The 26,776-nt window shown below is 32.3% G+C and carries 27 protein-coding genes, 1 other RNA gene and 1 pseudogene; 14 read left to right on the top strand and 15 right to left on the bottom strand.

Annotation, left to right across the window (positions count from 1 at the left end):
* Positions 1–103 precede the first annotated feature (103 nt).
* Positions 104–424 (top strand): slr1957 family protein, encoded by a 321-nt coding sequence (locus Anndu_RS05720; RefSeq protein WP_464104039.1) that lies wholly within the window; start codon positions 104–106, stop codon positions 422–424.
* A 62-nt stretch (positions 425–486) separates the two neighbouring features.
* On the opposite strand, the gene Anndu_RS05725 is transcribed toward Anndu_RS05720, so the two are convergent.
* The gene (locus tag Anndu_RS05725) at positions 487–993 is read right to left on the bottom strand and encodes a chemotaxis protein CheW (RefSeq protein WP_464103452.1); all 507 of its coding nucleotides are present in this window, start codon (positions 991–993) and stop codon (positions 487–489) included.
* A gap of 153 nt (positions 994–1,146) precedes the next feature.
* Here Anndu_RS05725 and Anndu_RS05730 point away from each other — a divergent pair, with 153 nt between their 5' ends.
* Entirely contained in the window at positions 1,147–1,926 is a 780-nt protein-coding gene (locus tag Anndu_RS05730; RefSeq protein ID WP_464103453.1) for an SAM hydrolase/SAM-dependent halogenase family protein, read from the top strand.
* A gap of 3 nt (positions 1,927–1,929) precedes the next feature.
* Here the strand turns inward: Anndu_RS05730 and Anndu_RS05735 are convergent, their stop codons facing one another.
* Positions 1,930–2,736: a hypothetical protein gene (locus tag Anndu_RS05735; RefSeq protein WP_464103454.1), complete on the bottom strand. Its 807-nt coding sequence runs from the start codon at positions 2,734–2,736 to the stop codon at positions 1,930–1,932.
* A 183-nt stretch (positions 2,737–2,919) separates the two neighbouring features.
* Entirely contained in the window at positions 2,920–5,139 is a 2,220-nt protein-coding gene (locus tag Anndu_RS05740) for an O-linked N-acetylglucosamine transferase, SPINDLY family protein (protein ID WP_464103455.1), read from the bottom strand.
* Between the two features lie 436 nt (positions 5,140–5,575).
* Between Anndu_RS05740 and Anndu_RS05745 the strand changes: the two are divergent.
* Both Anndu_RS05745 and Anndu_RS05750 read left to right on the top strand, forming a co-directional pair.
* Positions 5,576–5,821 (top strand): annotated as a pseudogene (locus tag Anndu_RS05745) (hypothetical protein); the annotation flags it as partial.
* Positions 5,822–5,957: 136 nt separating this feature from the next.
* Positions 5,958–6,866, top strand: a complete 909-nt coding sequence (locus tag Anndu_RS05750) for a S66 peptidase family protein (RefSeq protein ID WP_464103456.1) — start codon at positions 5,958–5,960, stop codon at positions 6,864–6,866.
* A 43-nt stretch (positions 6,867–6,909) separates the two neighbouring features.
* Here the strand turns inward: Anndu_RS05750 and Anndu_RS05755 are convergent, their stop codons facing one another.
* Entirely contained in the window at positions 6,910–7,866 is a 957-nt protein-coding gene (locus Anndu_RS05755; protein ID WP_464103457.1) for an RNA polymerase sigma factor, RpoD/SigA family, read from the bottom strand.
* A gap of 455 nt (positions 7,867–8,321) precedes the next feature.
* On the opposite strand from Anndu_RS05755, the gene Anndu_RS05760 reads away from it, so the two are divergent.
* Positions 8,322–9,053: a D-Ala-D-Ala carboxypeptidase family metallohydrolase gene (locus Anndu_RS05760; protein WP_464103458.1), complete on the top strand. Its 732-nt coding sequence runs from the start codon at positions 8,322–8,324 to the stop codon at positions 9,051–9,053.
* An 82-nt stretch (positions 9,054–9,135) separates the two neighbouring features.
* Here Anndu_RS05760 and ssrS read toward each other — a convergent pair.
* Positions 9,136–9,321: non-coding RNA, 6S RNA (gene ssrS, locus Anndu_RS05765), on the bottom strand.
* A 250-nt stretch (positions 9,322–9,571) separates the two neighbouring features.
* Here ssrS and ispF point away from each other — a divergent pair.
* The 3 genes from ispF (at position 9,572) to Anndu_RS05780 (ending at position 11,841) form a co-directional block, all read left to right on the top strand.
* A complete protein-coding gene (gene ispF, locus Anndu_RS05770; protein WP_464103459.1) occupies positions 9,572–10,051 on the top strand; it encodes a 2-C-methyl-D-erythritol 2,4-cyclodiphosphate synthase in 480 nt (159 codons plus the stop codon).
* Between the two features lie 152 nt (positions 10,052–10,203).
* Positions 10,204–11,469: a phosphoribosylamine--glycine ligase gene (gene purD / locus Anndu_RS05775; protein ID WP_464103460.1), complete on the top strand. Its 1,266-nt coding sequence runs from the start codon at positions 10,204–10,206 to the stop codon at positions 11,467–11,469.
* A gap of 96 nt (positions 11,470–11,565) precedes the next feature.
* A complete protein-coding gene (locus Anndu_RS05780; protein ID WP_464103461.1) occupies positions 11,566–11,841 on the top strand; it encodes a hypothetical protein in 276 nt (91 codons plus the stop codon).
* Positions 11,842–12,054: 213 nt separating this feature from the next.
* On the opposite strand, the gene era is transcribed toward Anndu_RS05780, so the two are convergent.
* The 4 genes from era to Anndu_RS05800 all read right to left on the bottom strand — a co-directional run bounded on the left by era (position 12,055) and on the right by Anndu_RS05800 (position 16,432).
* Positions 12,055–12,981, bottom strand: coding sequence for a GTPase Era (era, locus tag Anndu_RS05785; RefSeq protein ID WP_464103462.1), 927 nt, complete (start codon positions 12,979–12,981; stop codon positions 12,055–12,057).
* 92 nt (positions 12,982–13,073) lie between these two features.
* Positions 13,074–14,684, bottom strand: coding sequence for a serine/threonine-protein kinase (locus Anndu_RS05790; protein WP_464103463.1), 1,611 nt, complete (start codon positions 14,682–14,684; stop codon positions 13,074–13,076).
* Between the two features lie 71 nt (positions 14,685–14,755).
* Positions 14,756–15,199, bottom strand: a complete 444-nt coding sequence (locus Anndu_RS05795; RefSeq protein WP_464103464.1) for a hypothetical protein — start codon at positions 15,197–15,199, stop codon at positions 14,756–14,758.
* Positions 15,200–15,292: 93 nt separating this feature from the next.
* Positions 15,293–16,432, bottom strand: coding sequence for an anhydro-N-acetylmuramic acid kinase (locus Anndu_RS05800; RefSeq protein WP_464103465.1), 1,140 nt, complete (start codon positions 16,430–16,432; stop codon positions 15,293–15,295).
* Between the two features lie 193 nt (positions 16,433–16,625).
* On the opposite strand from Anndu_RS05800, the gene thiL reads away from it, so the two are divergent.
* The gene (gene thiL, locus Anndu_RS05805; RefSeq protein WP_464103466.1) at positions 16,626–17,627 is read left to right on the top strand and encodes a thiamine-phosphate kinase; all 1,002 of its coding nucleotides are present in this window, start codon (positions 16,626–16,628) and stop codon (positions 17,625–17,627) included.
* A gap of 93 nt (positions 17,628–17,720) precedes the next feature.
* Here the strand turns inward: thiL and Anndu_RS05810 are convergent, their stop codons facing one another.
* Complete coding sequence (locus tag Anndu_RS05810; RefSeq protein ID WP_464103467.1) at positions 17,721–18,011, bottom strand: hypothetical protein; 291 nt, start codon at positions 18,009–18,011, stop codon at positions 17,721–17,723.
* Between the two features lie 143 nt (positions 18,012–18,154).
* Here Anndu_RS05810 and Anndu_RS05815 point away from each other — a divergent pair, with 143 nt between their 5' ends.
* From Anndu_RS05815 to Anndu_RS05825, 3 genes are all read left to right on the top strand, one after another.
* Positions 18,155–18,544, top strand: coding sequence for a RidA family protein (locus Anndu_RS05815; protein WP_464103468.1), 390 nt, complete (start codon positions 18,155–18,157; stop codon positions 18,542–18,544).
* Between the two features lie 112 nt (positions 18,545–18,656).
* Positions 18,657–19,481 (top strand): radical SAM protein, encoded by an 825-nt coding sequence (locus Anndu_RS05820; protein WP_464103469.1) that lies wholly within the window; start codon positions 18,657–18,659, stop codon positions 19,479–19,481.
* Positions 19,482–19,655: 174 nt separating this feature from the next.
* Complete coding sequence (locus tag Anndu_RS05825; protein WP_464103470.1) at positions 19,656–21,155, top strand: hypothetical protein; 1,500 nt, start codon at positions 19,656–19,658, stop codon at positions 21,153–21,155.
* A 14-nt stretch (positions 21,156–21,169) separates the two neighbouring features.
* Here Anndu_RS05825 and Anndu_RS05830 read toward each other — a convergent pair whose 3' ends face one another.
* From Anndu_RS05830 to Anndu_RS05850, 5 genes are all read right to left on the bottom strand, one after another.
* Complete coding sequence (locus Anndu_RS05830; RefSeq protein ID WP_464103471.1) at positions 21,170–21,700, bottom strand: hypothetical protein; 531 nt, start codon at positions 21,698–21,700, stop codon at positions 21,170–21,172.
* A 253-nt stretch (positions 21,701–21,953) separates the two neighbouring features.
* Positions 21,954–22,355: a fluoride efflux transporter CrcB gene (gene crcB, locus Anndu_RS05835; RefSeq protein ID WP_464103472.1), complete on the bottom strand. Its 402-nt coding sequence runs from the start codon at positions 22,353–22,355 to the stop codon at positions 21,954–21,956.
* A 9-nt stretch (positions 22,356–22,364) separates the two neighbouring features.
* Complete coding sequence (gene crcB / locus Anndu_RS05840; protein ID WP_464103473.1) at positions 22,365–22,754, bottom strand: fluoride efflux transporter CrcB; 390 nt, start codon at positions 22,752–22,754, stop codon at positions 22,365–22,367.
* A 90-nt stretch (positions 22,755–22,844) separates the two neighbouring features.
* Positions 22,845–24,422 carry an NAD(P)H-quinone oxidoreductase subunit N gene (locus Anndu_RS05845; RefSeq protein ID WP_464103474.1) on the bottom strand — a complete coding sequence of 526 codons (1,578 nt, stop codon included), beginning with the start codon at positions 24,420–24,422 and terminating at the stop codon, positions 22,845–22,847.
* A 268-nt stretch (positions 24,423–24,690) separates the two neighbouring features.
* Entirely contained in the window at positions 24,691–25,584 is an 894-nt protein-coding gene (locus Anndu_RS05850) for an alpha/beta fold hydrolase (protein ID WP_464103475.1), read from the bottom strand.
* Between the two features lie 177 nt (positions 25,585–25,761).
* On the opposite strand from Anndu_RS05850, the gene pipX reads away from it, so the two are divergent.
* Together pipX and Anndu_RS05860 are read left to right on the top strand one after the other, a co-directional pair.
* Positions 25,762–26,028: a transcriptional coactivator PipX gene (pipX, locus tag Anndu_RS05855; RefSeq protein ID WP_464103476.1), complete on the top strand. Its 267-nt coding sequence runs from the start codon at positions 25,762–25,764 to the stop codon at positions 26,026–26,028.
* Positions 26,028–26,702, top strand: coding sequence for a YggS family pyridoxal phosphate-dependent enzyme (locus tag Anndu_RS05860; protein WP_464103477.1), 675 nt, complete (start codon positions 26,028–26,030; stop codon positions 26,700–26,702). Before pipX ends, Anndu_RS05860 begins: the two co-directional genes overlap by 1 nt.
* Positions 26,703–26,776 lie beyond the last annotated feature (74 nt).

The raw sequence follows: 26,776 nt of genomic DNA on the forward strand, positions 1-26,776 counted from the left end.
TGCAAAAAAGAATTATAGTTTTTTGAAATAATAACTTTTTATCAATTAATAATTGACATTGAATTAGTCTTGTTTTGAAGGTAAAAAAATGATCAAATTCAAAATCGAACATTTTTGTGAACAATGGATTGAAAAATGGTGTCAAGAAAACGGTTGGACAGACCTTTTTCTGGAAAGATGTAATAATTATTGGGCTTTTCCTCCGGGGGCGGTCATGCCAGAACCCATACCCCCTAAAACTTTACGCATGATTAAGGCTGAAAATGGCCTTTCTCCTGATGAAAAAATATGGTTATTACTAGCAGTAATTGTCACAATTATTAGTGTTATTTTGAGTATTTTGATTCATTCTCCCATGCCTCTAGTTTTAGGGTTTGCTTTTGATGCGATTACCAGCGCTAAATTAGAAATAGAAGACTTTTAGAAGTGTAATAAATAATCAGTAATAAGTAATAAGTAACTATTTTAAAATTACCAATTACAAAATTATTGATGAGGTGCAACTAGGCGATCAACATCTAATAAAAACACGGTTAAAGATTGATTTTCATTGGAAATAACCGTTACATGAGAAGCAATTTCTAATGTATCAACTTTACGATAAGACTCAGGTAAAAGTCTAATTTCAGAAACTAAAACATCAATTAAAGTAGGAGTTTCAAGGGAAACAATTGCAAAAGTTTCTCCTGCGGAATTTTTAGCTATTACTAAATAACCTTCTTGATCATCTTGAGAAATAAAAGGCTTTTTATAGAGACGTTGATAAAGATCAATAACTGTTATTTCTTGATTATCTAAATGGGTAATACCCATTTCAGTTAAACCACTACTATAAATATGGGTATATTTAATAACTTTTTGCACAAAATTAATAGAAAAAGCCACATTTAATTGGCCAATGGGAAAAACAACTAACTTTAAAGTAGAAGTTTTTTGGCGTTTTTTGTCTTGATTAGAATCGCTCGTGTGATAATTAAGAGTTGAACTATTCATAAATTTTAAGCATCAAAATTTAGCAAAAGTGGATTAAAAATAATTTAACAAATGGGGAGGATTGTGGTTGTTAATATGGCTACCAAGATCCTAACATAAAATCGTGCTAAAATATTCTGAAGAATCATAAATAACCAATAAAAAATAATAAATATGTCTATTATTACCTTATTAACTGATTTTGGGTTAGCAGATTATTATGTAGGAGTAATGAAAGGGGTGATTAAAAAAATTAATTCTGATGTTTCATTAATAGATATTAGTCATGATATTCCACCTCAAAATATTATTGCGGGAAGATTTTGTTTAATTAATAGTCTGGCATATTTTCCCGATCAAACTATTCATTTAGTTGTGATAGATCCGGGGGTAGGAAGTAACAGAAGGGGCATAATTATTAAATATCAAAAAGGTTATATTATTGTACCTGATAATGGTTTAATTAATGGGATTTTTGAAGAAGAAGAAATAATCGAAATTATAGAAATTAAAAATTGCCAATATTGGTTAAGATCAGATCCTAGTTTTACCTTTCATGGGCGAGACATTTTTGCACCTGTGGCGGCCTATTTAGCTAAAGGAATACCCTTAGATTATTTTGGGGAAAAAATCGATCGTGCTAGTTTAATCAAAGATCAATTTTTCCCTTATCAATTAACGGATCAAGGTATCATTGGTTATCTTCAATATATAGATCATTTTGGCAATTTAATTACTAATATTCCGGCTAATTTACTTAAATATAAATCTTGGAAAATAGTGATCAATAATCAAGAAATTATGAACTATAATACTTATAATGATGGAGAAATTAATCAAATTATTTCCTTAATAGGTAGTCATAATTTCTTAGAAATAGCAGTTAACCAAGGTAATGCACAAAAAATTTTAAACTTAAAAATTGGGGATCAAATTGAATTATTTTTCACCTAAATTTTAATCTTTTTCAGGAGGAATAATACTTTCGATCTCCCCTTCAGGGGTTAGCATAACTTTTCCACCAATATTTTCGATCGCAGTAATCGCTTTTTGACGAGTTTGCTCATCATAAGCTCCATTTAAAACCATGAGCCAAGCACTAAATTGAGCCATTTTACTATCAGGATTGTTCTCTAAAAATTCAGCAGTTTTAGCAAAAATTTTCGATAAAGATTGACTTTCTTGATCTGTATATAAACCTGCCCATTCAGATGCTTTTTTAAAAGATTCTTTCCCATTTTTACTATCACCTAAAAATAATAATTCATCCACTGCTTTATAACGCCAAATATAATAAGCACCCAGAGGAACTTTTGGATTTAATAATTTTAATTTATCATTCATAATAGCCACAGATCTTTCAGGCTTTCCTGCATAAATTGAGCTACTAGCTGATAGATAAAAATAGGCTTCTAAAAATTTTGGATCTCGATCTAAAATAATTTCAAAATATTCCGGTGCTAGATCATAATTACTTAATTTTCTAGCAGGATCATCCCCAAAATATTGAGCAAAATTTAGAAAAATCCAATCAGCATATAAATTATTAAAACCAAAAGTAGGGAAATTATTTAAGATTTTTAATTTGGTTTCTTCTAGTTTAACCGCTTTTTCTACTTCTGTTTTTGATAATTCTTGATCAAGATGTTTAATTTTTTTGAGATAATCATTTTGTAAATAAATTAGGGTGATCGCACTGGCTAAAATAATTAAAATATTAAAAGTAAAATTAAAAGACAATTTATTTTTTAAAGTTAACATCATTTTCATTTGTCAAAACCTCTTTTGATTGTAAATTATGTGATAACTGTCATTTTGTAGAAAAGTATCATGTTAAGTCTCTACAAATTTTATTATTAAATATTAATTATTAATTGTCAATCTATATAAATATTAAGAATATCAAACTAATAATTAATTATTATGATGTATCTATCAATTTATTACTTAATCTTTATTAATTAGTAATAAATTTTGCCACATTTGTTGATAAGCTTTTTCCATTTCTTGAGTAAATTGTTTGGCATTCCATAAAGGTGATCTTTGTTTAGCTTGATGTAATTTCCATTTAACTTCTTGACGTAATTTTTCATTTTTGCCAAAACTAACACCCCAATTAATATATTCTTGATCATTAAAAGCAATTCCCTCATTAATTCCCGCATTTATCATCATAGTATAACTATTTCTAGCAGCAAATTGTTCCCCAACTTTTGTTACTAATGGTATTTCCATCCATAAAGTTTCTAAAGTTGTGGTTGCACCATTATAAGGGTAAGTATCTAAAATTATATCAGCAATTGCTAAATCAGCCCGATGAATTTCCTCAGTTAAAGCATTAGGTAAAAAACGTAAACGCTCTTTTTCTATACCATATTGTTTAGCTAAATTAATAAAATATTCTTGAATAGAATCATCTTGATATACCCCCTTAATTAAAAAGTAACTATTAGGTACTTCACTAATAATTTTTAACTGTAAATTTAAGGTATCAGGATGACGTTTAAAACCACTTTGACCAGAATAATAAATAATCCCATTATTAGGAATATTTAAACTATCTCGTCTTAAAGAAGGTAAATGCACTTCAAAACCATCTACAGCAATATAACTATTAGGTAAACGCCAAATTTTTTCAGTATAATAATCTTGAGCTTGAAGTGGTAAAACGTAATTATCAGCTATATAATAATCAATTTCAGGCAATCCAGAGGCATCCCAGCCTAACCATGTCACTTGAATTGGTGCAGGTTTTAACGCCATAACTTGAGTCGTAATATCTAAAGTTAAACTATCTAAATCTACTAAAATATCTATTTCATCTTGATAAATTTGTTCCGCAATTTCAAACCCATTAAATTCACATTGATAATATTTTTTCATTTGTTGTTTATACCATTCTTGAATGGGATCATAAAAATTTTTACCATTAATAAAATAACCATAAATTTCAAATTGTTCTCGGTTATGATGCCCTAATAAACCTCTAGCTAACCAACCTACAGAATGACGAGTAAAACAATGACAAATATAACCAATTCTTAAAGGCTTATTTTTATCTTTTTGGAAGGCTCTTTCTTGACAATTTTGATATTTTTCAATCTGTTTTTTATTATATAATTTTAATTGACTACTAGCTAATTTTAAAATTTGATTTTGCAAAAAATGATTGAATTTAGGATTATCTTGAAAATAAGGTAAATAAAAAGTAGTTGTAAATAAACAAATCAAATTATCTAAATCAAAACCAGCATCTTCTGTTATTAAAATTTCTTGTAATAATTGTTGATGTCTTGTTACCACTTCTAACGCTTCATTCCAATAACCCCCCGTGCGTAATAACGCCCTAATTAAAATATGACTAGCAATAATTCTATCAGCTAATTTAACAGATACTTCATAACAATATTTAGCAGTTTCTATTGCTTTTTGATAATTTTTTCCATCTTCATAAAAAGAAGTTAAATGTCTTAAAATTTGTACGTTTTTTGGGTTTAATTTTAAACATATTTTTAATAGTTCTATTGCTAACTTATTTCTTCTATAACTATAATTAATTTTAATAGCTGTGGGAACAATAATTAAATAAAATTGATCTGTTTTAGTGATATATTTTACACTAGCTAAAATTAAATCATCTAAATTAGAAATTAGTGGATTTTCAATACAAATATTATTTAAAACAGTTAATAATAATTCTTCATTGACTTGATAATCTGAATTATTTAATAACTCAATTAAATCTAAATTAGTTAATTCTTCCTCAATATTTTTTTCTAATTTTAAACTTAAATCTATTAAAATTAAAAAATTATTGAGATCATCAGGATTAAATTCTTTAAGATGTTGGCGAATAGTCCAAGCTAATAAATAATTTTGGCTCTGTGCTTGTTTTATAGCCTCTATTTGCAAAACCTCAATTAATTCTTTTGTCCCCTCAATAATTTCAGTTTCAGTTGCTTCAAAAAAAGGTAACATCCAAGTAGTTTGAGCTTCTACTTCATCACCTTTTAATAATAAGCTCAAGCCTAAATACCAATAATAAGTTTTATTTTCTGGATCAGTTTCTATTAATTCTGTATAAAGGTTAATAGCATTAATATAATCTTGGTTAGCGAGTGCGCAAAAAGCTAAATTTTCTTGATCAGATAAAGTTAAATTAGACATAATTAATTAATCAATTATTAAAAAAATTTAATCTATTATATCTGAACTCCCCCCCATTCATTTGTACTGAAAATAGTTATAACTCTTGTGTAACAGAATTTTTGAGTATCAGAACCCCAATTTTCTGTGTCCATGTAATTGTAACGATTTCTTAACATTAATTGAGTGTTGATTAGGATATAATGATTGAGAGGGTAATCGCTTCAACCAGTCACTACAAGCCCTCTCCCAAAATGGACACAGTAATAGGTAGTTAAAAAGCACTGAAACTACCTTATATCAAGAGTTTTATTATTTTTCTTAGGGGGAAATTCAGATTAAAAAATCAAGAAATGTAAAGTGATGTTGCAAATTTTTTCCAAAGATTAAGATCTGATCTAAAACAGAAAGAGAAGACTTAAATTATAAAATTTAGATTGATCTTAATTAAATTACAATGAATAACGAACTTCAAAGATACCGCATGATCTGTACTCTCTCTTTTGGAGATATTTACGGTCAAATTATTATTTGGTTAATTGTTATTTTTCTTACTTTAGCCTCCACTTTAGCCTTATGGAGTAGTACCGGCCAAATATATGCTTTTGCTACCGTTGGGATCGTTTTAGTTCTCTCTTTGCCTTTCTTGTTATTTGCTTTCGTCACAACTCTATTAAATCATATTGAGTTTGAAGAAATACAATAATAATTCACAATTGACAATGGACAATTGACAATTGTAGTACAGGCATACTTCGGATATGCTCACTACAAGTCTTGACTGTTAGCAAATAACTAATGACCAATAACCAATGACCAATAATTAACTATTTTTGATCATGTTTAATCATCTTACACCCCTACAACTTCCTCCATTTCTTAAACAAGGGGATCTCGTTAAAGTGATCTCCCCTAGTGGGGCTTTAAAAAATATTGAAAAAATAGAAAAAAGTTTAGAAATTTGGAGAAATCAAGGTTATAAAATTGAGTTAAATTCAGATTATCAAAGTAGTTTAGGTTATCTAGCCGGAAGTGATGAACAAAGACGAGCCGCCCTTGCTGAAGCTTGGTTTAACCCCCAATGTAAAGCCATCATTTCCACAAGGGGCGGTTATGGTAGTATGAGATTACTAGAAAATTGGCTTTGGCATCATCCCGAACACCCTCATAATACTCCAAAATGGCTGATCGGCTTTTCCGATGTGACGGCCTTATTATGGAATTTAGCAAAAACAGGTATTTCAGGACTTCATGCCCCCGTCTTAACTACCCTTGATCAAGAGCCAACATGGGCGATCGAGCGTTTATTTAATTATTTAGAGGGAAACCCCTTACCACCCTTAACGGGCAAAGGTTGGGGATCAGGTCAAGTAGAGGGCTTACTTTTCCCCGCTAACTTAACCGTTGCTACCCATTTATTAAGAACAAATTTACTACCAAATTTAGAAGGAGTGATCTTAGCCTTAGAAGATGTGACAGAAAGCCCCTATCGGATCGATCGAATGTTAACCCAGTGGCGCTTAAGTGGCTTGTTAGATCAGGTTAAAGGCATTGCTCTAGGGCGTTTTAGTCGTTGTGAAGGGGATAGTGATAGCTGGACAGTGGAAGAAGTTTTAAGCGATCGCCTATCAGACTTAGGTATTCCCATTGTATCTAATTTACCCTTTGGCCATGATGGAGTCAACGCCTGTTTACCAGTGGGGCAACCCGTCTTCTTAGATGGGGATCAAGGAATATTACAGTTTTAAAAAACCAAGTTTTTCAGTCAAAAACTTGGTTTTTTGAATTAAATTAACTAGCGAGATATTCCTCAATAGAATCTTTTTGTTTGCGTAATTTTGTTAAGGCTTCTCGTTCAATTTGACGGACTCTTTCCCGACTAATTTTTAATTGATCCCCAATTTTAGAAAGAGTTAAAGGTCTTCCATCTTTTAAGCCAAAACGTAAAGAAATAACTTCTTTTTGTTGAGGTGTTAAATTAGTCATTAATCTTTCTAAATCTAATTTTAAAGAAGAATGAGTGGCATAATCTTCAGGAGATTGACCCGTATCTTCTAATAAATCACCTAACTCCGTATCTTGATTATCTCCTACTTTTAAATCAAGGGATAAAGGTTGACGAGATCTTTCTAAATATTCCCTGACTTGTTGGGGAGTTAATTCTAATTCTTGGGCTAATTCCGCCACAGTAGCAGGTCTACCATATCTTTGGGCTAAATCCCTTTGCAATCTTTTAATTTTATTGAGTTTTTCCGTAATATGGATAGGCAGACGGATCGCCCGACTTTTCTCAGCGATCGCGCGGGTAATAGCCTGACGGATCCACCAATAAGCATAAGTAGAGAAACGATAACCTTTAGTGGGATCAAACTTTTCTACCCCCCTTTGCATCCCGATCGTCCCCTCTTGAATCAAGTCTAAAAGATCAAGATCACGCTTAATATATTTTTTAGCAACAGACACCACTAAACGCAAATTAGCCTCAATCATTTTGCGTTTAGAAGCCTTACCGCTCATCATTTGACGATGTAACTCATGAACTGTTAAACCAGCCGCTTTTGCCCATTGAGCATCAGTTACTTCTTTGTTTGAATGTTGTTGCAAATTTTCCTTAATTTCTTCTAAGGCGACACATTGTTGAATTTCTTTTGCATAGAGAATTTCCTCCTCATGGGTTAAAAGAGGTACTTTACCAATTTCCTTAAGATAAGTCCGAACTAAATCGGTAGACAGTTTAGCAGTTTTCATGACGAGAATTTATTTAGATAAAGAATCAAAATCAATGAATCAATCAAAAAATGTAAGAAAAATGATTTTTATAATTGCAGTTTGAACTCTGGCTTTAGGTGTTTGTACTTTTGTTAAGTATAACCAAAATTTGCCAAAAAAGTCAAATTTTCTATTTTACCCTAAAACAGTAGTCAGAATCAAGTCAAAAATTAATTTTTTTTTAAGATTTTCCTTAGATTCTTGATAGAGTGGGAGCTTAAAGAAACAATATTTTTGTTTTAAGCCCTATTTTTACCTTAACATAACTTAATAAACTTTTATCAATTTTCTAAGAAATCTGCTTCAAATCCCTTGGCTGTGAGTCAATAGTTAATAATTGATAATTGTTGAAATGTTAAAGATATTTAAAAATAAAGCCACAAGTGAAAACTAATTGATATGGTTGAAAATAATATCTATCAAAGTTTTAACTTATGAGTGTTACCTTAAAAGTCTTACAAGATACTTATTTCAAGTTAAGTACAGCCCAATCATCAAGTTTGAGTGATAATGAAAAGATCTTGATTCCCAAAGGCACTGAATATGAAGTAGATTCGGAAGAACCAGCGGAAAATGGTCACGTTAAAGTTACCCTAACCACTGCGAAGTTAAGCCCACAAAGTCTAAATATTTGGTATATTTTCAGTGATCATGTGGAGATTGAAGGTACAGAGGAAGAAAATCAACCTCAAGATCAACCCGAAGCTCAAACAACCAAGATTTCCACCCTCAAAAGCGGCCCGATTAAGTTACCCGGCCACAGTTCTACTTTTTATCTCTCGGATCCGATTATTGAAGGGGGACATTTTAGTTGGGCTGAAGCAACCCACAACGGTACACGCATCCCCGTTAGCAAAGATATAGTGGAAAATATCATCAAAATTGCTAAATGTATGGAAGAAGTGCGGGAATATTTAGGCGGCCGAGCGATCACCGTTAACTCTTGGTATCGGGATCCCGTTACTAATCGCAAAGTTGGTGGAGCTAGTCAATCTCGTCACATGGTAGGGGATGCGATCGATTTTACGGCGGCAGGGATGCACCCTTCAGAAGTACATAAAAAAATTGAACCTTGGTGGGGCAACCGAGGCGGTATTGCCAGTGCTTCCTGTTTTACCCATATTGATGCCAGAGGCTATCGTGCCAGATGGACTTATGGTTTTTAAAAATTTGTCCTAATCTGACTTAATTAAACCGTTAAAAATGGGAATCCCCCTTGTTTCTTCAAACAAGGGGGATTCAAACTTGCTGTTTACCGCAACGCCGTTTTACCGCAGTTTATGACCTGGTTAAACCAGGTGGGCATCTGTCGCTCAACCGATTAAAGTTTCTGAGTACAAGCTCAGTTTACTGTCACGGGATCTAACAAATTCCCTTATCATTAAAGTCAAGATCAAAAAACTTTATTGGCAGTCACCAACGCTGTAGTAATACATTTATATTTATTATACCAGTTTTTGTGCAAATTGCAAGTCTAAATAATTGACAATTGACAAGGGACAATTGACAATTAATATAACAGTCCCAAATTGATCATAGCAAAAAAGATTAATTTTTTTATTATTTGTCATTCTTAACAAGACTTTAATCATTTTTTTTCTAATCATTGATTTGCGACAAATTTAGAATTGTGATAATTATTAACTGTTAATTATTAAATATTATTTTTTATTATTAAAAATCTATGAAAATTCGGATTGGTAATGGTTACGACATTCATCAACTGGTAAAAGGTAGACCTTTAATTTTAGGTGGTGTTAATATTCCCCATGAGTTAGGATTATTAGGGCATAGTGATGCTGATGTCCTAACCCATGCGATGATGGATGCTATGTTAGGGGCTTTAAATTTAGGTGATATTGGTCATTATTTTCCCCCTAGCGATCCTCAGTGGAAAGGTGCTGATAGTTTATTATTATTAGAAAAAGTTAATCAATTAATCTTAGAAAAAGGCTGGAAAATTGGTAATTTTGACTCGGTGATCATCGCTCAAAAACCGAAATTAAAACCCCATTTAAAAGCGATGAATGAGCGTTTAAATCAAGTTTTACAAATTGATCCCGATCAGATTAGTATTAAAGCAACTACTAATGAAGAATTAGATGCGATCGGGCAAGAAAAAGCGATCGCTGTTTATTCTGTTGTTTTATTAATACAAGATTAAAATTTATTTGTTATTTGTTATTTGTTATTAGTTATTTGTTATTCGTTAGATGATAATAATATTTTTAAATTTATTAATTATTAATTATTAATTTATCTTTACAAAAAATGCTAAAATCAATAATTTGTATCAAACTATAGGAGAAATAATTAATGAAAATTTTAGTAGTTGGTAACGGTGGTAGAGAACACGCCCTTGCATGGAAACTCTTACAGTCACCTACTGTTGAAAAGGTTTTTTGTACCCCCGGAAATGGTGGCACGGCCGTAATGAAAAACTGTGAAAATATCGCCGTTGGAGTAGAAGATTTTGAGAAAATAGCAGATATTATCACTAAAAATGAGATTAATTTTGTGGTAGTAGGCCCTGAATTACCTTTAAGTAAAGGGATTAAAGATTATTTAGTAACAAAAAATATTACGGTTTTTGGGCCTACTCAAGAAGGGGCAAAAATTGAATCTAGTAAATCTTGGGCAAAAGAATTAATGATCGAGGCCGGTGTGCCAACGGCTTATGGTGAGACGTTTACCGATATTATTTCTGCTAAAAAATATGTAGATGAAAAGGGAGCGCCCATCGTTATTAAAGCCGATGGTTTAGCGGCCGGAAAAGGGGTGATCGTTGCTCAAACTTTAGAAGAAGCAAAAGCAGGTATTGATGAGCTTTTCGGCGAAGGTTATACCAAGTTAGTGATCGAGGAATTTTTATTAGGGGAGGAAGTCTCCGTATTGGCTTTAACTGATGGTATTGATCTTAGATTATTGTTACCTGCACAGGATCATAAACGCATCGGTGAAGGTGATACGGGTAATAATACGGGGGGTATGGGGGCTTATTGCCCTGCTCCCGTAGCCACTCCAGAGATTTTAGAAAAAATTAAAACCCAAATTTTAGAGCCAACGGTGGCCACTTTAAGAAAGCGTGGTATTGACTATCGGGGCGTATTATATGCGGGTTTAATGATCTCGCCTGAAGGTGAGCCAAAAATTTTAGAATATAATTGTCGTTTTGGTGATCCTGAAACTCAAGCGATATTGCCTTTATTGGAAACGCCTTTAGATCAGTTATTGTTAGCCTGTGCGCAACAGAGATTAAGTGATTTTCCGGCTTTAGAATGGAAAAAAGGAGGCTCGGTGTGTGTGGTGGTAGCGGCCGGAGGTTATCCCGGAAGTTATGCCAAAGGAAAGGTAATATCAGGTTTAGACAAGGCTCAGGAGTCAGGGGCGATCGTCTTTCATGCGGGTACAAGTTTGAGCAATAATGATATTATAACTAATGGTGGCCGGGTCTTAGGTATCACGGCGATCGGAGATAACTTTGATCAGGCTTTAAGTAATGTATATCAGGCGGTTAACTGTGTTAATTTTGAAGATATGTATTTCCGCCGTGATATTGCATGGAGAATTAAAAATAAATAATATCTGTAGAGACGTAATATATTAATTCTCTACCTATATTATGTCTCTACAAATTATTTTCTATTCCCTATTTTTTAGCCTTTAATTAATTAATTTATGAACAATATTAACTATCAAAAAGAAAAGATTACCGCTAATTATATTCCTTTAGCAATTTATCGAGAAATTGCCGCTCATTTAAGACAAATTGAAGGAGTAGAAATTAATTTTATTGATCAAACTGCCCCTAATTTTGATTATAAATATAGTCAATATAGCGGTTTTGAATTATCCTATCCTGATAATTTAAACAGTTATGATCTACAATGTTTAAATAATATTTTAAATTATTATGCTCAAAAATGGCAACCTTTTCAAAGAGAAAGGCTCTAAAAGTAATAATTAATAAGTACCTAAGCAAATTTAATTATATAATGTGGAATGGGCATCCTGCCCGTCACAGGCTAGAAGCCTGTGCCACAATTGGGTAATTAATTACACACATCTACTTAAGTAATAAATAATTAATAAGACAATAGCCAATCTATTAAACAGCTTATTAATTATTAATTATCAATTATCAATTGTCAATTGTCAATTATTTATTTATTCTTCATTTTTATAACCAAATTCAGCTAATTGTAAACGAGATTGTCTCCATTTTGGGGTAACTTTGACAAATAATTCTAAATACACTTGCCCATCTATTAATTTTTGAATTTGTTGACGGGCTTGTGTGCCAATATTTTTTAACATACTGCCTTTTTTGCCGATTAAAATTCCTTTTTGAGAGTCTCTTTCCACATTAATGGCCGCATAAATACGAGTAATATTTTTACTTTCTTCAAATTTCTCGATCGCAATGGCTACGGAGTGAGGAATTTCCTCTTTTGTTAATAATAAAATTTGTTCTCTGATTAATTCACTAATAATAAATCTTTCCGGTTGATCTGTGACGAGATCGGGCGGATAATAATAAGGGCCTGATGGTAATTGATCAATTAAAATAGATTGTAATTGATCTAAACCGTTTTGATTTAAAGCGGAAAATTTAACATAATTCCAGCCATTAGTTTGAGCAATATTGAGATAAGTTTGATCTATTTCTTGATAATTTTCTGATTGTTGATCTGCTTTATTTAAACCTAAGATAACAGGAGTTTTATTATTAGTTAATAAGTCTACAATAAATTGATCTCCTTTACCAAATTTAACGGAACAATCTACTAACAAAACGACTAAATCTACACTATTAATTGAAGTTTTAGCATTATTAACTAACACTTTTCCTAACTCATGATGGGGTTTATGGATCCCAGGAGTATCAACAAAAATTATCTGGGCTTGATCGGTGGTTAAAATGCCTTTTAATTTATTTCTAGTTGTTTGGGCAACGGGGGAAGTAATGGCAACTTTTTGACCGATTAATTGATTCATTAAAGTGGATTTTCCCACATTAGGACGGCCTACGATCGCCACAAAACCGGATTTAAAATTGTCAGGAGGGATTGGAATGGTAAAATTATTAAACATTAATTAATTTGTGATTAGTTATTGATTATTTATCATTTATCATTGGTCATTTGTCAACTATCCATTATCAATTATCAATTATTAATTATTACTTATCCAGAAATATCGGTGGGGGCATCGGTAGTATAAAGATTTTCTAATTTTAATAAAATTTTCGGCTTTAATTTTTGAAATTCCTGTTGTAAAATCAGTTTACTCATTTGAGGATCTCCACTTTTTAAAGCTTGACTAGACTGTAACCAATCTTTTAACATTTGACATTGATTTGGTGCGATCGTTGAACTCATAATATTTTGACAAGTTTGGGGGTATTTTAACGCAAAAAATAAAATGCGATATAATCCCGATTGACCTAAATATTGAGTTACTTTTTGTCCGGCCGGAGTTTTGAGATCCAAATAACAGGGCAACCATCTTGGGCCTTCATTGCGATTATATAACACCGTAATCCACAAAATCATGGGGTGAGGATTACTCAAAAATAAAAATTGATTATAACGGGTACTAGAAACCCTTTTAATAATATCGGTTTGTTCTAACATCACCCAAAGGGTGGCCAAGGTTTGATCATGGATCTGCACTAAACGAGGAAAAACAATCTTTTTCTGAGGTTTATCTTGAGGCCAAGTAGAACTCATTAATAACTCATTAATGGAAAGTTCCGGCGGTGACGTAACTTTGATCTGTTCACTGGTTTTCGTGATCAGTTTGGGATCAACGATAATGGTATCTTGATCGTCTTGTTCCTCATCTTCCTCTCTCAAGGGCTGGGGGAGAACTTGAACGGAATGGGGTTTAGGGGTGAGGGGATGGGGATAAAAAATCTGATGAGTTGAATCTAATTCATTTAATTCTAATAAAAGCTCAGAAATATTTTGAGGGCGATCGCTGGGTTTTTTGGCCATACAACCCATCACAATCTGTTTTAATTTGTCAGGAATCTTAATTTGAGGGGGGAAAGCCTCAGGCTCAGTAAAATGATGAGCTTTATACCAACCGCCAAAATTGGGATTGTCAGGAAACAGAGGCATTTGAGAGGTGAGCATTTCATACATCATCACCCCTAAACTATAAATATCTGAACGATTATCTAATTCTTTCCCTTCCATTTGTTCGGGGGAACAATAGGCTAAAGTCCCCATAAAAGTTTGAGTTTGGGCTTGACTAGCTTGAACTAATTTAGCGATCCCAAAATCTAAAACCTTAATTAATTCCCCTAAACTGGGATCATTTAAAATTACAATATTACTGGGTTTAATATCCCTGTGGACAATGGAACATAACTCACCCTTAAAAATAATCCCCTTATGGGCGGCCTCCATCGCAATGCAAATTTGCCGGATAATGGGCAAAAATTCCGCCACCGTTAAAGGTTGATATTTGATGCGATCACTTAAACTTTCCCCCTCTAAAAACTCCATCACATAATAGGGAATTTCCTCCACATCTACGCCATAGTCACGCACTCGCACAATATGAATACATTTTTCCCCAAGTAAAGCACAGATCGTAGCTTCCCTCTCAAAACGCTCTTTCATATTATTATTAAGCAGAGTTTGAGACAGGAATTTAACCGCCACGATCACCCCACCTAACAAAATATCTTCGGCCTTATAAACTCTCCCCATCGCACCCTTACCCACTAATTCAATTAGTCGGTAACGATTGCCTAATAAACGTCCGGGTTTAGAGTCTTTAGTCATAATAGATGGTAGGATCAATTAATTCCTTTTAAATAATGACAAATAAAATAAAAAATTTAAGTAATATTTAATTAAGATTGTTGAGTTAAAACAGCTTCCATCATACTACTCAATGCTAGACCAGTTTGAATACCACCTGAATAAAAATAAGTTTGATCATTGAGACGATAAAAAGTCTCAAAACCGTTACGCCGTTGACGATCAGACAGTACCCAATATCTTTGAATAATGGAATTATTGCCGATCCAGCCCTCCCCTTCCACTTGTCCGAGTAAAGTTTGATTAAGAAAATAGGTATAACGGCGTTCACCTGCCTCTAATTTGCCTTTATATTGAAAGGTTATATCAACTTTATCATGATCAGGAAAAACCAACTTTGTTACCATTGTAAACCAATTATCTGCACTCCAAGCAATCAAAGTTCGACCTTTAACAAAGATTGGAGATTCATCTTTCTCAATCCAAGTTCCTTCAAGATTCCATTTTCCTGCCTCCATTAAAAAACGATGTGTCACAATTTTACTCCTTACTAGCTAGATCATTTCGTCATTTTAGTTATTAATTAATTACTAATTTGTAAATATCAACTATTAACTGATCATTGTCAACTAAATTAAATATAGATATCCTAAAAGCTGATTTTTTGACGCTCCGGTAACTGAGGGTAAATTTCCCCCAAACTGACAAACATAACGCCAATAGGCGAGGATCCCAAAAGCGATCGCTTCTTTATCATCCGCACTTACACCCACTTGATCCGTAGTTAAAAGCACCGTATCCGGTAAATAAACTTGAAGACGGCTTTTTAAATAACTATTTCGACTTCCCCCTCCACACAGTAAAATTTGATCGGGCATCTGGGGTAAAAAACGCTGATAACTGTCTATCATAGATCTAACGGTAAACTCCGTTAAAGTAGCCAACCAATCGGCCTCACTGAGTTGATAAGCCTTGACACTTTCCCAACATTGTGCTAAATAGGACGGACTAAATAATTCTCGTCCGGTTGATTTTGGGGGGGGTTGTCGGAAAAAATCTAATTTTAGCCACTGTCCTATTATATCTTGACAAGGTGTTCCCAGAGAAGCCCATTTGCCATCTTGATCAAAAGTTTGTTGTCCTTGAGTTAATTGAGATACAGCCAAGTCTATTAACACATTCCCCGGCCCTGTATCCCAACCCATAACCTGATCTTCCCAATGTTCAAGGTGACGGGGGGGTAAATAGGTGACATTGCCGATGCCGCCTAAATTTTGAATACATCTAGTTAAGTGGGGATGAGCCAATAAACAAGCGTCTATTTTAGGCACAAGGGGCGCACCTTGTCCCCCCACAGCGATGTCGGCTTGTCGAAAATTACTAACGGTTGTAATTTTGGTTAAATGGGCAATTAAATCACCCCTTCCTAATTGTAAGCTATAGCCAAGGTGATGGCCTTGGGGGGGGCGATGAAAAACCGTTTGTCCATGAGAGCCGATTAATTCGGCTGGGGGTTGATTTTCTTGAATTTTTAAAGCGGCCTGGGCAAATTCAGAGGCGATCGCATCATCAAGTTGGGTTAATTCCATCATCGTGAGGGGTTTTCCGGCACAAACCGCTAAAATTTCCCTTCGGAGTTCTTCAGAATAAGGATAGGTTTGGCCGGCCAATAAATTAACCTTTAAATTCATATTTTCTCCGGTAATTTCCATTAAGGCCGCATCAATTCCGTCTACGGAAGTCCCACTAATTAAACCTATCACAATCATAATAATTTTAATTAAAAATAATACAAGATATTAATGGAGTGTTTAAGTACAATTAAATTAAATTTTAATCAAAAAAGTTTTTGATAATTCTATCATACTATTTAACTTTTGTTATCTTTTTTTTCTAAGATTGAACATTTTTAGATTAATCTATGAGGATAACGCAATAATTAATTAAAAAGGAAAAAATATAATGAAATCACAAGATCAAACAATCAAAGTAATTGGGGAACAAGGACTATTAAAATTTGTCCAAAAATTTTGTCCTAGTAATATTATAGGTGATGATGGGGCAGTAATAGCGACTGATCCAAAGCAAAGATTAGTAACTACTTCTGATATGTTAGTTCAAAATGTTCATTTTAGTGATTTAACTACTTCTAACTATGATATTGGATGGCGCTCGGCGGCGGTTAATTTATCAGATTTAGCGGCTATGGGTGCAAAGCCTTTAGGTTTAATGGTGGCTCTATCTTTACCTCCAGATACTAATATTAGTTTTGTGGAAAAATTATATCAAGGTTTAGCAGATTGTTGTCAAAAATATAATTGTCCTATTATCGGTGGAGATTTATGTAAATCATCTATTATTACTGTTTGTATTACGGCTTTAGGGCAGGTTATTCCTGATAACATTATTAGTCGTTTTACCGCTCAAAGAGATGATTTAATTGTTGTAACAGGTAATCATGGTAGCTCAAAAGGAGGTTTAGAATTATTATTAAATAATTGTTTAAGTCAAGGGTTAAACTTGGAGGAAAAACAGGAGTTGATTAAAGCTCATCAACAACCACAACCTCGCTTAGATGTTATTCCTTTGTTATGGGAAAATAATAATAAGATAACAGTGTCAGGAATGGATAGTAGTGATGGTTTAGCTGATGCAGTAATTCAGATTTGTAGATGTAGTAAAGTAGGTGCGCAAATTGATGCGAATTTAATTCCCATTTCTGCTAGTTTAAAAAAATTAGTAGGGGAAAATAAAGCTTTAGAATATGCTTTATATGGGGGAGAAGATTATGAATTAGTTTTATGTTTACCTGCTACTAATGCAAAACTTTTAGTTAATAATCTAGGGAAAAATGCTAAAATAATTGGAAAGATTACAGAGGCGAAAGAAGTTAAATTAATAGATAATACTGGTAAATTTACAGAGCAAATTTTAAGTTTAGACAAAGGCTTTCAACATTTTTGAGATTAATATATTAAAAATTACAAAATAATCGCCCTCGCCCTTGAGGATGAGCTTTTTAGATTAAATATTAACTAATATTAGAAAAGCAAAACTTTAAAAGGGAGCAAGGAGCATCATCATTTGTCTAATTCTTACTAAAAAGATTAAATGTTTTAATTTGGCGGCTATTTCTGGGGGGTATTTAGCTTGGGCTAATTCTCTTTCTAATTCTGCATATTCTTGGGGGGTTAAAGGATCTCCATTAAGGCTAGATCGCCCTTCCAAAATTATTTGTGTTCTTAATATTTCCTCTGGAATATCATCAGGTTGTGGCAAAGAAACAGCAATTTTTAAATTAATTTGAGTGAAAAATAAAGTAATGATAATTAATAACAATTTATTCATAATAATTAAGTCCTAGTAATTTGAGTTAAAATGTGATGATTTTTTCACAATGAAAAAAAGTTAAAAAAGATTGAATTATTAATCATTAAATGATATGATCAAATATAACAAAAATTAGTAAGTTTTTAATCAAAATATTAACTATGAAACGTGTTATTTGTTCATCTAATGCTCCTGCTCCTTTAGGCCCTTATAGTCAGGCGATCGCCGCCAAAGGGGAAATGTTATTTGTGGCCGGCCAAATACCTCTTGATCCCCAAACAGGAGAAATAGTTGGAGTGGGAGATATTACTCAACAAACAACTCAAGTAATGAAGAACATTGAGGCTATTTTAACAGAAGCTGGAGCTAGTTGGGAAAATATAGTTAAAACCAGTGTTTTTTTAAGTGATTTAACTAATTTTGTGCCAATGAATCAAGTTTATGCTCAATATTTTAATGAAGCAACTGCCCCCGCTAGAGCTTGTGTAGAAGTGGCACGTTTGCCCAGAGATGTGTTAGTTGAAATTGAATGTATTGCGATGATCAATTAACAGTTAATAGTGGCTAATTAATAATTGACAATTGCTTTTTGTATTGTTAATTATTAATTTTTTACTATCAATTTTATCCGCAAGTTTGATACTAAGAAAAACCGTAAAATTTATGAACACAACCACAGAATTTAAAAGTGTTTATGGGCCTTTAAAATCATGGCGTTATGGTAATTCTCTAGGGATTGATCCCATTGGAAAAACCTCAGTTTGTTCTTTTAATTGTGTCTATTGTCAATTAGGTGAAATTGAAATAGTTACCAGCGATCGTCAGATTTTTATACCCACAAAAACCATCATTAAAGATTTAAAAACTTTTGCTCCTTGGGCGGTTGATATTATTACTTTAAGTGGCAGTGGAGAGCCAACTTTATCCTTAAATTTAGGGGAAATTTTACAAGAAATAAAAACGATTACCCACCTACCAACACTTGTTTTAACTAATGGTACATTATTGACAGATTATCAAGTTAGATTAGACTTAAATCATGCCGATCAAGTATCAGTTAAACTTGATGGTTTAAGTCAAGATCAACTCAGAAGAATTAATCGCCCTATTGCTCATCTTAATGTAGAAAAGATTGAACAAGGAATAGAAAAATTTGCTCAAGAATATCAGGGTAAAATGTCAATTCAAACCATGATTTTAAGCCAGTGGGATGAGCAAACTTTAAGTAAATATTTAACAGTTTTAGAAAAAATAAGTAAATTTCGTCCCCCCTCCAAAACATTAGAAATTCAGTTAAATTTACCCACGCGCCCCAAACCATTAAAAAGACAATTAGAAGGCAGAGGAAATCACTCTAAATCAACACAAAGAGACTACCCAATTACCCTTTTAAAATGTGTAGATTTTGAGATTATTAAAAAATTAGCAAATATCATCGAACAAAAATTAGGTTTAAATGTTACTTTTCCATCAGAAAAAGTTAATTAATTCTAAGGTGGGCAAAGCATCAATAAGTTAAATATTTATCAAACATTTTATCAAATAATTAAACCATGCCTACCTGAAAAAATTAATTATCAATTATTAACAAATCTTTGCTATAATGGATCATAAATATATTTTAACTAATTTTGATCAATAGATATTTACTAATAAATAATTATGTCTTTACCCCCATCTAGCCCTTATAAAAGTAGAATTTTTAATGCGATTAATCGTACATTTTTAACATTAAATGATCAAAGTAAAATTAACTTAAATAAAGTAAAAATTTTTGCAACATGGGGGCTTCAAATCTTACTTTATCCAATTTATTTAGGCATTCAAACTGCAAGAGTTGCCATTGATAAACTGCTTAATTCTACTCATCAAAATTCAGCCCTTCCTCCCCAAATTGAAGAACCGATTGAATATATTTTAAGTCAAATTCAACCCCAATTAACAACAGAAATTAAAGCGATCGCAACGGAATTAGATGATAAAAAAATAGTCTTAATTACCAATAATAATCAAATTTTGTATTTAAAAAATAAAATTCAAGAACAACAATTAGAAAAATGGATTAAATGGGAATTGGCTAATTATTATTATCAACAAAAATCATTAGTTAAACATCAACAAAAATCCCCTTATTTAACACCAATTAAAATTAATAATTCTCAGGTAATGTTTCCAATCAATTTATTTTGGAAAATGATGGCATGGGTAGAAAAAAGTCCTTTAGCAATTAGCCTTAATTTATTTGGTGAATTACAAATTATTCAAGCGGAATCTCCACACAATCAACAACAAATTAACTTATTAACTACAATTGATCAACAAATTGCTGTTATAGAAAATAATCAAAAAATTACAACTATTATTAATTCGACTGAACAATTAACTGAAAAATTAACTCAAACGATTAAACAAAGATTGTTTAAATTAAATTTAATTAATAATTCTGATGATCCTTTTACCATTAGAGCTATCATTATAGCCGCTCTTAATTACTTTTTTGGACAGGGAAATCATTTAACAAAAATTAAATTAGACTCTCAAGATTTATCCAATCCTAATATTTTAGATCAAAATCAATTTTGGGGTATAAAAATTAATCACAATGATGAACAAAAAGCCCTTAATTATCAGCAAGATCAAAATTATTTTAAGCAAAAAATTGATGATCATTGGTTAAGCTCTGCTGATTTTTTGCAACCAACAATTGCCCCTAATTATGAAGGGAATAATCAGCAAAATGATCAATCTACAATTTATCAATTAACTGGCTTTCATGTAATACCAGAAAAACCAAAAATTTCCGCTTTAGAAAAAATTAAACAATTATTAAATTTTGAACAAAAAAGCTTAAAATCTCAAGCATTAATTCCGCCTCAAATTGATAATCAAACTACTAATAATTTAACAGTTATTAATCAAAATTTGATGTCTAATCAAACAATTTTAAAAGTAGAAACAGTAACTAATTCTAACTCTAACTATGCTATTATTCAAAGTGAAAATAAAGACGAAATAAAAGAATTTTATGTAGAAACAAAAGCAACTAATTTGGGTTATGAAAAACATTTTTTAGAGCATCTTTTAGGCTGGTTAGATCATCTAATGCTGTTATTAGAAGACTTTTTAATTAATATATTCAAATGGTTAAAAAGAAAGATTTAATCTTAACAAAAATCTTAATTTTCTCTCTCAAAAATACCAACTCCATAAGCACAAGGTGACACCGAACATTGGGACATTTCTATTTCTACTTGATAAGAAGAAGAATGATCGGGTTTAATATTAACTAAAGGAGTATGATCATCGGCGGTATCATAATCAATAATTTTCAGGTTTTGATCATAAATTGTTAGATCAATATCTTGACAATCTTGATCACAAATTCCTAAAATAGCATAACTTTTTCCACTTTCTAAATTCAAAGTAAATTTATCTTTCTCATTATTCCAAAGGCTTTCTACATGAGCTTCTTGAGTTAATTTATTACTACCTAAATTAAAGGAATTAGCTATTTCTATCAGTTTTGTGTTAGCTTGTTGTTTAAAACGATCTTTCGTGGAAATGACAGAAGGTGATGATTTTATTTCATTATTTTTTGCTTCTTTAAATTGAGAAGATACAGACAAAGATTGAGGAAGATAATTGCTTATGGCAAAACATAAGCCAAATAAACCGACAATTTTAAGAGTTTCTGTGATTCTTGACATATTTTTATGTGTTTTTTAATATAGTTGTTATAATCAAAGACGTTATTTTAAGCAAAAAAGATACAGATATTGTAACAAAACTTATTATTTTTTTACAGAATTTTATTTTAGAGAACTATCATTGAATTTAATTTATTTATATTTAATTTTGAAATTTCTTTATTAGTAGATGTAAAAGTTTTTATTTGGAATTGATATTTTTTGCTCACATATAGCCCTGATTATAATTTTACAACAATCTTAAATTTTAATGTCAATTTTTTAATGATAATCTAGCGAGTTTAATTCCTATATAGATTCCTAACATTCCTAAGGCCATACTCCCAAAACCATAGTTAAAAGCTAATCTTAAATCTGGTTTATTTAAAAATAGGTTAGTTTCTAAACTAAAGGTAGAAAAAGTGGTATAAGAACCGCAAAAACCCGTAGTTAAAAGTAATTTTAATTCATCAGAAAAATTCTTAATTTTTTCAGTTGTTAAAGTTAAGACATAAGCGATAAGAATACAGCCTGTTATATTAATAATAAATGTACCGTAAAAACCAAAATTTTTACCCCAAATATTTGTTACTAATTCTGTTATATAATAACGAGTTAATGCACCTACGATCGAGCCTAAAGCTACGGCAATTGTTGGACAAATTTGATTAAACATAAGCTTTTTTTATTCGACAAATAATTGAGCTAAAAAAACACCAAGATTAATAGCTACTACGCCAAAAATAGCCGTAAATAACCAATAAAATGCCGTTGCTATTTTATCTTGATTGCGCCATAATCCTAGACTGTCCCAACTATAGGTAGAAAATGTGGTATAAGAACCCATAAAACCTGTTCTAATTAGTAGATCTAATTCTTGAGGATAACCTTCGATGGCATTAGATAAAGTAGAAAAAAAACCCATTAATAAACATCCTGTAATATTAATTAAAAATGTTCCGTAGGGAAATTTAGTTCCAAAAGCTTTTTTTGTCCATTCTGTTAGATAAAAACGGGTTAAAGCCCCTGGTACTGCTCCAATAGTAATCGCTATGGGAATTAATATAACTTTCATTATTAGGGAAAAATTTAGTAAATTTAGGCTGACAAAAAAAGGTAAAGAAATTAATCTCTACCTTTTTAAAATAAAAAATAAATTGATTTTTTATTTTTCAATTATGCTAGGAATTTGTGATACTTGAAAAGAAGATTGATCTATGTTTTCTGTTAATACTGGTTTTTGAAAAATAGAAGTATTAACAATAGAATCATTGGCTAAATTAAATAAGGGATTTGATAAAATTCCTGCTAAAGATGTGGCCAAAACTGCTAAAATTAAACCCACTTTTAAGGGTTGCATTCCGGTAATATCCCAACGAATTTTTGGATAATTTTTAACAACTTCAGACATTTCATGGGGTTCTTTTACTACCATCATTTTTACTACTCGAATGTAATAATAAATGGAAATAACGCTAGTAACTAAACCTAATAAAACTAAGCCGTATAAACCACTTTGCCAACCTGCCCAAAATAAGTAAATTTTGCCAAAAAATCCAGCTAGGGGGGGAATCCCGCCAAGGGATAATAAACATATACTTAAACAGAGTGTTAACAGAGGGTCTTTTTGATATAATCCTGAATATTCGCTGATTTGATCTGTTCCGGTTCTGAGGGAAAAGAGAATCACACAGGTAAACGCTCCTAAGTTCATGAACAGATATACTAACAGATAAAAGATCATGCTAGAATAACCCGCATCTGTACCTGCAATAAAGCCGATCATGACAAAACCTGCTTGGGCGATCGAGGAGTAAGCTAACATCCGTTTCATGCTACTTTGAGCCAAAGCCACCACGTTGCCGAGGATCATACTTAAAATAGCGAGGGCGGTAAAAATTAAGTGCCATTCGGGGGTAATAGAACCGAAAACCGTCACTAATAAACGGATCGCTAGGGCAAAACCGGCCGCTTTTGATCCTACTGATAAAAAGGCGACTACGGGAGTGGGTGAACCCTCATAAACGTCAGGTGTCCATTGGTGAAAGGGTACGGCCGAAATTTTAAAGGCGATCCCTGCAATGATAAAGACAAGGGCAATAGCTAAACCTAAAGAGGGTTCGGAACTTCCGGTTTCTAAAGCTTTGGCGATGGCATCTAACTGGGTTTCGCCACCTGATAAACCGTAGAGGAGAGAAACACCGTAAAGGAAGATGGCCGAACTGGCCGCACCGATCAACAGATATTTTAAGGCCGCTTCATTGGAACGGGGATCCCGTTTCATATATCCCGTCATCAAATAAGAGGAAATACTGAGCATTTCTAAGGAAATGAAGATCATTACCAACTCATTGGCGCCGGAGAGAAACATCCCCCCCAAGGTGGCGGTCAATAGAATGCCAATAAATTCCGCTAAAGCCGTTCCCGACTGCTCAACGTAGGTGATCGACATTAAAATAGTGCTAATGGTGGATAAAGCGATAATTCCTCGAAAAACTATACTTAAATTATCCGCCGTAAAAGAACCTAAAAAGCCTTCTGGGGTGCTACTATTCCATTGCATTGCTAAAGCATAGATAGCGGCCAATAACCCTGCGATCGCCAAATAGGGCAACCATTGGGAGGCTTTTCTACCCGTGATCAGATCAGCGACTAGAAGTATCATTAAAGTAACAATGACAATTCCTTCAGGTAAAATCGTTCCCGTGTTTAACTGAGAAGCTATTTGAGCCGAAAAGTCCATAAAAATTTAAGTAAACTAAAAATTTGATTTAATCATCCATTTTAATTATCTTAACCTGTAGAGGGAAGATCAAAACTATTAAATAATTGATTGTATTTTGTTTTTTTATTACTTTTTCAATGAGTCTAATATTAAAGCTGCGATCGCAATTAAAAATTTATTAGAAAAAATTAAATCTTTTTAAACAATTTGTTATTAGTGATCTTGAAGGATCAAAATTAGAAAAAAATAGCCCTCTCCTTAGTGGGGAGAGGGTTTAAGCTTGAAGTTAAATCACTTTTTCTTGCACCCATTGATCAATAATTTGATTAACTTGTTCGGGTATTTCATCATGAGGACAATGACCTGCATTCAGATAATATTCAGTTAAATTAGGAAAATATTTGCGATATTTTTCACCCCTAACTTTGGCATTCATCCAAGGATCGCCTTCTCCCCATAACATTAATAAAGGATGGGGTAATTGTTGAAGTAAAATATCAACTTTTTCCCCTTGGGGAGAGCTAAAAACTGATTGAAAAACCTCTAAAGCTCCCTGATCACAAGAGGGGCGGTAAATATCTTCTACTAATTGATCAGTGACGGCATTATGATCTAAATAAACCTTTTTTAAGGTTTTACGAATAACGGATTTTTGTCTTAAATATTGAAATAGGAAAAAAGTAGTAATATTATTAAAAAATAGTTTTCTAGTTAGATTACTAATAATTTTTTGAGTAGGATTAATTTCTGCTTGAGGTTGACTTTCTGAAAAAGGGCCAGCACTATTAATTAAAATGACTCCTTTGGCTGAATTAGGACGTTGAGCGGCTAAACATAAAGAAGCATAGCCTCCTAAAGAATTACCCGCTAAAATGACAGGTTCACCGATGATTTCTTGAATAAAATAATTTAATTGATCCCGCCATAAATTCCCTGTATATTGTAATTTTGGTTTAGCAGATCGGCCAAAACCTAAAAGATCAACCGCCCAAACCTCATAATATTGTTGTAGTTGAGCAATATTTTTGCGCCAGTGATCAGTTGAAGCCCCAAAACCGTGTATTAAGAGCAAAGGAGGCTTGTTAGGTTGTTTTTCCCCAGCCTTCACATAGTAGACTTTATGATTATTCCAAGTGCAATATTGTCCTTCCAAAGTAGTTTGTGTTAAGATAGCTGTCATAAATATTAAGAATTATTAAAATACTTTAATAATTATAATAGTTTGCTCAAAAAAATGCTATTGATTAGTGAACAGCAGACAACAAATAATTGATAATTGATAATTACCAACTTAGAGTAAAATAGATTAACTAATTAACAAAGCTCATGATTAGCTTTTATTATACTAATAATCTTAATGAATACAGAAAGTTATCTTAATCATCCTACATTTGGTTTGCTTTATCGTTTATGTCCCCTTGATGGCAACCAAGAAATTTTTACTACTCTTTATGCCCAACGCTTGTTTTTTCTGGTGACAACCACGCCCGAACAGATTGATTTTGAAACCATTACCCGCGCTCAAGCTAGAATGGCAATAGATAACCGTTTACGCACCTTGAGACGGGAAGGTTTAACTAAAGAATATCAAGAAATTTTTACAATGTATAAAAAAAGTTTTTAATGAGTAATTTAATTAGGGAAAATCTCGATTTTATTCGTTCAAAAATACCTCCTCATGTTCGTCTAATTGCAGTGACGAAAAAGATGTCTATTGAAAAAATAAAAGAAGCTTATGAGGCAGGGATCAGAGATTTTGGGGAAAATCATTTACAAGAGGCTTTAACTAAAATTGAACAGTTAAAAGATTTACCTGATCTTTGTTGGCATTTTATCGGTCATTTACAATCAAATAAAGCCCATAAATTAGTTGAAAATTTCCATTGGATCCACTCTGTAGATAGCCTTAAACTTGCCCAAAAATTAGAAAGAATTGCCCAAGAAAATAATAAGAATCTTAATGCTTGTTTACAGGTTAAATTATTACCCGATCCCAATAAGTTTGGCTGGGAAATTGGCGAATTGAAAGAAGATTTACCCTTATTAAATCAATGTCAATTTTTAAAAATTAAGGGATTAATGACGATTTTACCATTAGGATTAAACGAAACAGAACAATTAAATACTTTTCAAAATTTAGCCCAATTAGCCACAGAAATTAATCAAAATTCAGACTATAATTTTAATTTAAAAGAATTATCTATGGGAATGTCAAGTGATTATTTATTAGCGATCAAAGGGGGAAGCACCATGATCAGAATAGGTACAATTATTTTTGGTGAAAGATTAGTTAATTGAGTATCTCTTGCGAAAGTATCAGGAGATCGCCAATTTTGTCTTCAAAGAAAGCTCATAATTATAAATACCTGCAA

It is taken from the genome of Annamia dubia NIES-4383 (assembly GCF_055394725.1).